The organism is Micromonospora sp. NPDC049004 (assembly GCF_040649315.1).
In the GTDB taxonomy this organism is placed as follows: Bacteria; Actinomycetota; Actinomycetes; order Mycobacteriales; family Micromonosporaceae; genus Micromonospora.
The window spans coordinates 205,428-213,423 of the sequence record NZ_JBEZFG010000010.1 but is presented as its reverse complement, the minus strand read 5'-3'; the positions used below and the strand labels follow the sequence as shown (position 1 = coordinate 213,423).

Here is a 7,996-nt window from a genome sequence, read left to right as displayed (position 1 = left end):
CAACAACAACCCCCCCCCCCCACCCCCCTAAACCCCCCCGGGTTCGCGGGCGCCCTCCGGGGGGTTCACCTTTATGTTTGGGCCCGCCTCGCCGGCGTGTCGCGGCAATAACTTCATGATCAACGGGGTGTGGAGGGTGGGGTGGGTTAGCGGAGGGCTAGGCGGGCTGCTCGGGCGTCGCGCTTCTCCTCGAAGCGGGCCGCCGCGTTCTCCAGGGTCTCCAGCTGGGCCGCGAGCTGCTCGCGGGCGGCCTCGCCGTCGGCGTCGAGGCCTGTCACGTTGAAGACGTCCCACTGGCGCAGCACCGGCTGCAACACCTCGTCGCGGTGCTGGCGCAGGTCGTAGATGCCGGCGAGGGCGATCGCCACCGACTTGCGAGCGAAACCGTCGATGCCGTTGCCGGGCATCTGGAAGTTGGCCACCACGTCGGCGACCGCCCGCATGGCCTGGCTCGGGGCCAGCTCGAACGCGGCGGCGAGCAGGTTGCGGTAGAAGACCATGTGCAGGTTCTCGTCGGCGGCGACACGGGCCAGCAGCGCCTCGCAGGCGGGGTCGCCGGTGGCCTTGCCGGTGTTGCGGTGCGAGATCCGGGTGGCCAGCTCCTGGAACGAGACGTACGCCAGCGAGTGCAGCACCTCGTCGTCGTGCACGTTGACATAGCCCGCGGACATGTGGGTCATCCGGGCGCGCTCCAGCGCCACCGGGTCGACCGCCCGGGTGACGGTCAGGTAGTCCCGGATGGCCGTGCCGTGCCGGCCCTCCTCGGCGGTCCACCTGTGCACCCACGTGCCCCACGCGCCGTCGCGGCCGAACAGGGTGGCGATCTCGTGGTGGTACGAGGGCAGGTTGTCCTCGGTCAGCAGGTTGACGATCAGCGCGGTCCGGGCGACGTCCGGGATCGTCGAGTCGGTCGGCGACCACGCCTCACCATTGAGCGGCCCGTCGAACGTGCGCCCCTCGCTCCACGGCACGTACTCGTGCGGGAACCACTCCTTCGCCAGCGAGAGGTGGCGGTCCAGGTTGCGCGCGACGACCGGCTCCAGCTCGACGAGCAGGGCGGTCTGGCTCAGTGTGGTGCTCACGGTCACGAGTAACTCCCTACGGTGGCGTAACTTACGCTACCGTAGGTCCCCGCGGCCGTGCGCGCCAGTCGTGACACTCAACCGACCTTCGGCTTCAGGTCCTCCCGGGGCGGCGCCCACTCCCCGGCGTCGGCAGTGACCTGCTCACCCGAGCGGATGTCCTTCACCTCGTCCGGAGCGCCGTCGGCCCCCGGGAACCAGACGTACGGGATGCCACGCCGCTCGGCGTAGCGGATCTGCTTGCCGAACTTCGCCGCGCTCGGCGACACCTCGGTGGCGATGCCCCGCCCGCGCAGCGCCGACGCGATCCGGCCACTGGCCGAGCGGTGCTCCTCGTCGGCCAGGGCCACCAGGACACAGGTGGGCACCGAACGGGAGACCGACAGCTCCCCCGCGCCGAAGAGCAGCCCGAGCAGCCGGGTCACGCCGATCGAGATGCCCACCCCGGGGTACGAGACAGCGCCGGCGCTGGCCAGGTTGTCGTACCGGCCGCCGGAGCAGATCGAGCCGAAGCGCTCGTAGCCACGCAGCTGGGTCTCGTAGACGGTGCCCGTGTAGTAGTCCAGCCCACGGGCGATGCGCAGGTCCGCCACGCAGAGGCCGGGCGAGTGTTCGGCGGCGGTGTCCACCACCCGGACCAGCTCCTCGATGCCCTCGTCGAGCAGCGGGTCGCTCACCCCGAGCGCCCGGACGGCGTCGGCGAAGGAGGCGTCCGGGGCGGAGATCTCGGCCAGCGCCAGGCACGCCTTGGCCTGCGCCTCGCTCGCCCCGGCGGTCTCGGCCAGCAGCTCGGTCACCTTCGCCGGGCCGATCTTGTCGAGCTTGTCGACGGTACGCAGCGCCGCCTCCGGGTCGGTCACCCCGATGCCCCGGAAGAAGCCCTCCCAGATCTTGCGGTTGTTGACCTGGATGGTCACCGGTGGGATGGGCAGGGCGCCCAGCGCGTCGCCGATGACCAGCGGCATCTCCGCCTCGTGGTGCGCGGCCAGGGTGTCCCGGTCGACGATGTCGATGTCGGCCTGGACGAACTCCCGGTAGCGCCCCTCCTGCGGCCGCTCACCCCGCCACACCTTCTGGATCTGGTAGCGGCGGAACGGGAAGCTCAGCTTGCCGGCGTTCTCCAACACGTACCTGGCGAACGGCACGGTCAGGTCGAAGTGCAGGCCGAGCTGGTCGTCACCACCGGATCCCTCGGCGTCGGCGTGCAGCCGCCGGATCACGTAGACCTCCTTGGAGGTCTCGCCCTTGCGCAGCAGCTGGTCCAGCGGCTCCACGGCGCGGGTCTCCAGCGGCGCGAACCCGTACAGCTCGAAGGTGTCCCGGATCTTGCCGAGCACGAACTGCTCGATCATCCGCTGGCCGGGGGTCCACTCCGGGAAACCGGAGATGGGCGTGGGCTTGCTCATCGGCGTACTCCTTGCGGTGCCGCGCCCGCGGCGCGGTGGTGTCGTGGGTCCGCGCGCGGCGCGGACGAAGAATCAGAGGCCCCGGGTGGGAGCGGCCGGCGTCGTGCCGGCCACCTCGATGAGGTACGGGTTGCTGGCGCGCTCGCGGCCGATGGTGGTGCTGGGGCCGTGGCCGGGCAGCACGACTGTGTCGTCGGCCAGCGGGAGGATCTTGTCGCGCAGGCTGGTGAGCATCGCCGGCATGCTGCCGCCGGGTAGGTCGGTGCGGCCGATCGAGCCGGCGAAGAGGACGTCGCCGGAGAGGCAGATCTCGTCGGCCTCCCAGCCGGACCCCGCGCCGGGCAGCCGGAACAGCACCGACCCGCCGGTATGGCCCGGGGCATGGTCGACGGCGATCTCCAGGCCGGCGAGCGTGAGGGTCGCGCCGTCGGTCAGCTCGGCCACGTCCTCCGGCTCGGTGTAACTAAGCTTGCCGCCGAAGAGCGAGGTCAGGTCGGCCGACAGACCCTTGGCCGGGTCGGCGAGCATCTCCCGGTCGCCGGGGTGCACGTACGCGGTGATCCCGCGCGCGCCGCAGACCGGCGCCACCGAGAACGTGTGGTCGAGGTGGCCGTGGGTGAGCAGCACGGCGGCCGGATGCAGGCGGTGCTCGGCGAGCAGCGCGTCGAGCTGGTCGAGCACCCCGATGCCGGGATCGACCACCACGCACTGCTCCCCCGGCGCGGTGGCCACCACATAGCAGTTGGTGCCGAAGGCGTCCGCGGGAAAGCCGGCCACGAGCACGGGCGCTGTCCTCTCCGTCGAGCTGTCGTCCTGCCCAGCAGCCTAACCGGCGCGGCGAGCGCGTTTGCCGCGTCCGCCCCCGAGGCCCCATCCGACACAGTGACATCGCACGATATGAGCTGCTGGCGGCGGGGTGGACCTCGTACACCACATTCCCAGTCACTAGCCGTACACTCTGGCGGGCGTGTGGCGTGGCACACGCGACGCCCGGACGGGCCGGGGTACCCGGCCGCCGGTGACGACCAGGCAGAGGAAAGGGGAGCACCTGTGGCTTCCAGCAGGGACCGGCAGCGCAAACTGGCGCGGGCCAAGCTCGACCGGCAGTTGGCTCGCCGGGCCGCCGCCACGCGGCGTCGCCGGCAGATCCAGGCCGGGGTCGGCGCCTTCCTGGTCCTCGCGGTGATCGTGGCCGGCTCGGCCTGGGCGCTCGGTGCGTTCGACTCCGATCCGAAGAAGAACACCGCCGCGGAGGACACCTGCCTCTGGACGCCGCAGGACGCGAGCGCCAACACCAACCTCAAGGACGTCGGCACGCCGGCGACCAAGGACCTGCCGACCGACGGCACCCGGGCGATGACGGTCACCACCAACCAGGGTGCGCCGATCACCGCCGAGCTGAACCTGGCCAACTCCCCCTGCGCGGCGGCGAGCATCGCCCACCTGGCGAGCCGGTCGTTCTACGACAACACCAAGTGCCACGAGATCACCGCCGACGGCGCGCTGCGCTGCGGCGACCCCAGCGGCACCGGCCTCGGCGGGCCTACCTACTCGTTCTACGACGAGGACGTGCCGACCGTGCCGTCGGCGTCGCCGTCGGCCAGCCCGGCGCCCGGGCAGCCGCCGACGTACCCCAAGGGGACCGTGGCGATGATCTCCAACCCGCCCGGCGCCAACGGCAGCCAGTTCCTGATCTTCTTCAAGGACTTCACGACCACTGACCCGAAGTACCCGGTGATCGGCAAGGTGACCGGTGGGCTCGACGTGGTCGAGAAGATCGGTGCCCTGCCGACCGTGGACAATGGGACCGGGGCAAAGGTCAAGCCCAAGACCGACGTGGTGATCCAGAGCCTCACGGTCGGCGAGCCGGTCACCGGCGCGGCACCGGCGCCGTCCGGTGCTCCGGCCAGCAGCCCGAGCGCCGGCTGACCGGTCGCCCCACCCCACCTTAAGCGGCACCCCGCAGCAAACAGCCAGGAGGATCCAGGCGTGACGTCCACCAGAGAGCGGCAGCGCGCGGCGGCACGCGCCCGACTCGAGAAGGAGATGGCCGAGCGCTCGGCCAAGGCCCGCAAGCGCCGCCAGACGCAGGCGATCGTCGGCGCGGCCGCCGTGCTGGTGCTCGTGGTCGCCGGCACCGTCTGGCTGGCCTCGACCCTCGGCGGCGACGACGACAAGGCCGGCAACGCCGCGTCGGCGCCCGGCGCGTCCGAGTGCGCTTACACCACGCTGCCCACGGAGCAGCGGCCCCCGCAGATCAAGGACGTCGGGGTGCCAAGCAACCAGCAGTCGGCCACGGGCGTGCAGACCATGACGATCACCACCAACCTGGGCCCGATCACGGCGAATGTCGACCGGTCGAAGGTGCCCTGCACGGCCGGAGCCTTCTCGCTCCTCGCGGAGAAGAACTTCTTCGACAACACCAAGTGCCACCGCCTGGTGACCGAGGGCATCAAGGTGCTGCAGTGCGGTGACCCGAGCGCCACCGGTAAGGGCTGGCGGGACACCGACGGCACGGGTGGCCCGAGCTTCCGGATGGCGGAGGAGAACCTGCCCACCGACAAGCGCCCGCCGTACCCGGAGGGCGTCATCGCGATGGCCAAGTCGCAGGATCCGGGCACGACCGGCAGCCAGTTCTTCATCGTCTACGGCGACTCGCCGCTGGACCCGGCGTACACGGTGCTGGGCACCGTCACCGGCGGCATGGACATCGTCAAGGACGTGGCCAAGGCCGGCGACGACGGGGCATTCGCCCAGCAGGCCGGTGGCGGCCACCCGAAGAAGGAGGTCGTCATCACCGACCTCACGATGAGCGCGCCGCAGGGCTGACACCCGCACGAGACGACGAAGCGCCCGCCGGCTGAGCCGGCGGGCGCTCTCGTGTGTGGGGTACGGGGCTCAGGCGCCCGAGGTGACCCGGTACGCGTCGAAGACCCCGTCGACCTTGCGGACGGTGGCCAGCAGGTGGCCCAGGTGCTTCGGGTCGGCCATCTCGAAGCTGAACCGGCTCACCGCCACCCGGTCGCGGGTGGTGGTGACCGTCGCGGACAGGATGTTGACCCGCTCGTCGGAGAGCACCCGGGTGACGTCGGCGAGCAGCTTGTGCCGGTCCAGTGCCTCGACCTGGATCGCCACCAGGAACGTGGAGGCGGACGTGAGCTTCCAGCTCACCTCGACCACCCGCTCGGCCTGGGCCCGCAGGTCCTCGGCGTTGGCGCAGTCGTCGCGGTGCACGCTCACCCCGCCGGAGCGGGTGACGAAGCCGAACACCGAGTCCGGTGGGACCGGCGTGCAGCAGCGGGCCAGTTTGATCCAGACGTCGCTGACGCCACGGACCACCACACCGGGGTCGCTGCTGCTCTGGCGGCTGCGCGGTGGCCGGGTGGCGACGGCGGTCTCGGCGATGTCCTCCGCCGCGCCCTCCTCGCCGCCGTACGCGGCCATCAGCTTCTGCACCACCGACTGCGCGGAGACCTGACTGTCGCCGACCGCCGCGTACAGCGACGCCACGTCGGCGAGGTGCAGGTCCCGGGCGATCGACATCAGCGCGTCGGAGGTGAGCATCCGCTGCAACGGCATGCCCTGCTTGCGCATCGCCTTGACGATCGCGTCCTTGCCGGCCTCGATCGCCTCCTCGCGCCGCTCCTTGTTGAAGTACTGGCGGATCTTCGTGCGGGCGCGCGGGCTCTTGACGAAGCCCAGCCAGTCCTGCGTGGGGCCGGCCGTCTCGGACTTCGACGTGAAGATCTCGATCACGTCGCCGTTGGACAGCGTCGACTCCAACGGCACCAGCTTGCCGTTGACCCGCGCGCCGATGCACTTGTGCCCCACCTCGGTGTGCACCGCGTACGCGAAGTCCACAGGCGTCGACCCGGTCGGCAGCGGGATGACGTCACCCTTGGGGGTGAAGACGTACACCTCCTGGCTGGACAGGTCGAAGCGCAGCGCGTCCAGGAACTCGCTCGGGTCGGCCGCCTCCCGCTGCCAGTCCAGCAGCTGCCGCAGCCAGGTCATCTCGTCGATGTGCGCCGGCGGGCCGACGATCTGGGTGCCCTTGTGCTCCTTGTACTTCCAGTGTGCGGCGATGCCGAACTCCGCGGTGCGGTGCATCGCGTACGTGCGGATCTGCATCTCCACCGGCTTGCCGGTGGGCCCGATGACAGTCGTGTGCAACGACTGGTACATGTTGAACTTGGGCATGGCGATGTAGTCCTTGAACCGCCCCGGCACCGGCTGCCAGTTGGCGTGGATCACGCCGAGCGCCGCGTAGCAGTCCCGCACGGTGTCGACCAGGATCCGGACGCCGACCAGGTCGTAGATGTCGTTGAAGTCGCGACCCCGCACGATCATCTTCTGGTAGATCGAGTAGAGGTGCTTCGGCCGCCCGGTCGTCTCCGCCTTGATCTTGGCGGCCTTCAGGTCGGTGCCGACCTTCTGGGTGACCTGCCGCAGCAGCGACTCCCGCTGCGGCTGGTGCTCCCCGATCAGCCGGTTGATCTCCTCGTAGCGCTTGGGGAACAGGGTGCCGAAGGCCAGGTCCTCCAGCTCCCACTTGATCGTGTTCATACCGAGCCGGTGGGCGAGGGGCGCCAGGATCTCCAGCGTCTCCTTGGCCTTCTGCTCCTGCTTGGGGCGGGGCAGGAAGGTCAGGGTGCGCATGTTGTGCAGCCGGTCGGCCAGCTTGATCACCAGCACCCGCGGGTCCTTGGCCATCGCCACGACCATCTTGCGGATCGTCTCGGCCTTGGCGGCGTCGCCCAGCTTGACCTTGTCCAGCTTGGTGACGCCGTCGACCAGCAGGGCAACCTCGCCGCCGAAGTCGGCGCGCATCGCGTCGAGGGTGTACTCGGTGTCCTCGATGGTGTCGTGCAGCAGCGCGGCGACGAGCGTGGTGGTGTCCATGCCCAGGTTGCCGAGGATGGTGGCGACGGCGAGCGGGTGGGTGATGTACGGGTCGCCGGACTTGCGGTACTGCCCGGAGTGCCACCGCGCGGCCGTGTCGAAGGCGCGCTGGAGCAGCCGCGCGTCGGCCTTCGGGTGGTTCTCCCGGTGACTCGCGATGAGCGGCTCCAGCACCTCGCTGACCTGCGAGGTCTGCCAGGGCGCGTTGAACCGGGCCAGCCGGGCGCGCACCCGCCGACCGGTGGGCGCGTTGGACAGCCCGAAGCCACCGCTCGGTGACGGGTCGACGCCGGCGTCGGTCGGGAACGGGACCACGACCCCGTCGGCGCCCGCGGACGCCTCGGTGGTGGCGCTCACCGGGACCCCGGTCGGAGCCGTCGCGCCGTCGGCAGGAGCCCTGCCGGAGCCGTTGTCGGTGCCCGTCACCCGGGCCGGCGCGTCGCCGTTCCGGTCGGTCACCGAGCCGTCAGCGTCGCCTGTCGGGTGCACCGTGCCCTCCGCCGGAGGGACGACATCGTGGGACACCGGCCTCCTCACCGCTCGCCGGAAACACGCCGGCCGAACGTCGGCCGGCCTGGTCTCGCGTCGCCGGACGGTGTACCGCCG

The 7,996-nt window shown here is 70.9% G+C and carries 6 protein-coding genes; 2 read left to right on the top strand and 4 right to left on the bottom strand.

Features of this window, described 5'->3' with window-relative positions:
* Positions 1-146 precede the first annotated feature (146 nt).
* The 3 genes from AB0B97_RS27430 to AB0B97_RS27420 form a co-directional block, all read right to left on the bottom strand.
* Complete coding sequence (locus AB0B97_RS27430; protein WP_357497648.1) at positions 147-1,088, bottom strand: acyl-ACP desaturase; 942 nt, start codon at positions 1,086-1,088, stop codon at positions 147-149.
* Positions 1,089-1,159: 71 nt separating this feature from the next.
* The gene (hisS, locus tag AB0B97_RS27425) at positions 1,160-2,488 is read right to left on the bottom strand and encodes a histidine--tRNA ligase (protein WP_234583495.1); all 1,329 of its coding nucleotides are present in this window, start codon (positions 2,486-2,488) and stop codon (positions 1,160-1,162) included.
* A gap of 72 nt (positions 2,489-2,560) precedes the next feature.
* Entirely contained in the window at positions 2,561-3,271 is a 711-nt protein-coding gene (locus AB0B97_RS27420; protein WP_234583496.1) for an MBL fold metallo-hydrolase, read from the bottom strand.
* Between the two features lie 267 nt (positions 3,272-3,538).
* Here AB0B97_RS27420 and AB0B97_RS27415 point away from each other — a divergent pair, with 267 nt between their 5' ends.
* Positions 3,539-4,417: a peptidylprolyl isomerase gene (locus AB0B97_RS27415; protein WP_234583497.1), complete on the top strand. Its 879-nt coding sequence runs from the start codon at positions 3,539-3,541 to the stop codon at positions 4,415-4,417.
* A gap of 60 nt (positions 4,418-4,477) precedes the next feature.
* A complete protein-coding gene (locus AB0B97_RS27410; RefSeq protein WP_357497645.1) occupies positions 4,478-5,317 on the top strand; it encodes a peptidylprolyl isomerase in 840 nt (279 codons plus the stop codon).
* A 69-nt stretch (positions 5,318-5,386) separates the two neighbouring features.
* On the opposite strand, the gene AB0B97_RS27405 is transcribed toward AB0B97_RS27410, so the two are convergent.
* Entirely contained in the window at positions 5,387-7,915 is a 2,529-nt protein-coding gene (locus AB0B97_RS27405) for a RelA/SpoT family protein (RefSeq protein WP_234583499.1), read from the bottom strand.
* Positions 7,916-7,996 lie beyond the last annotated feature (81 nt).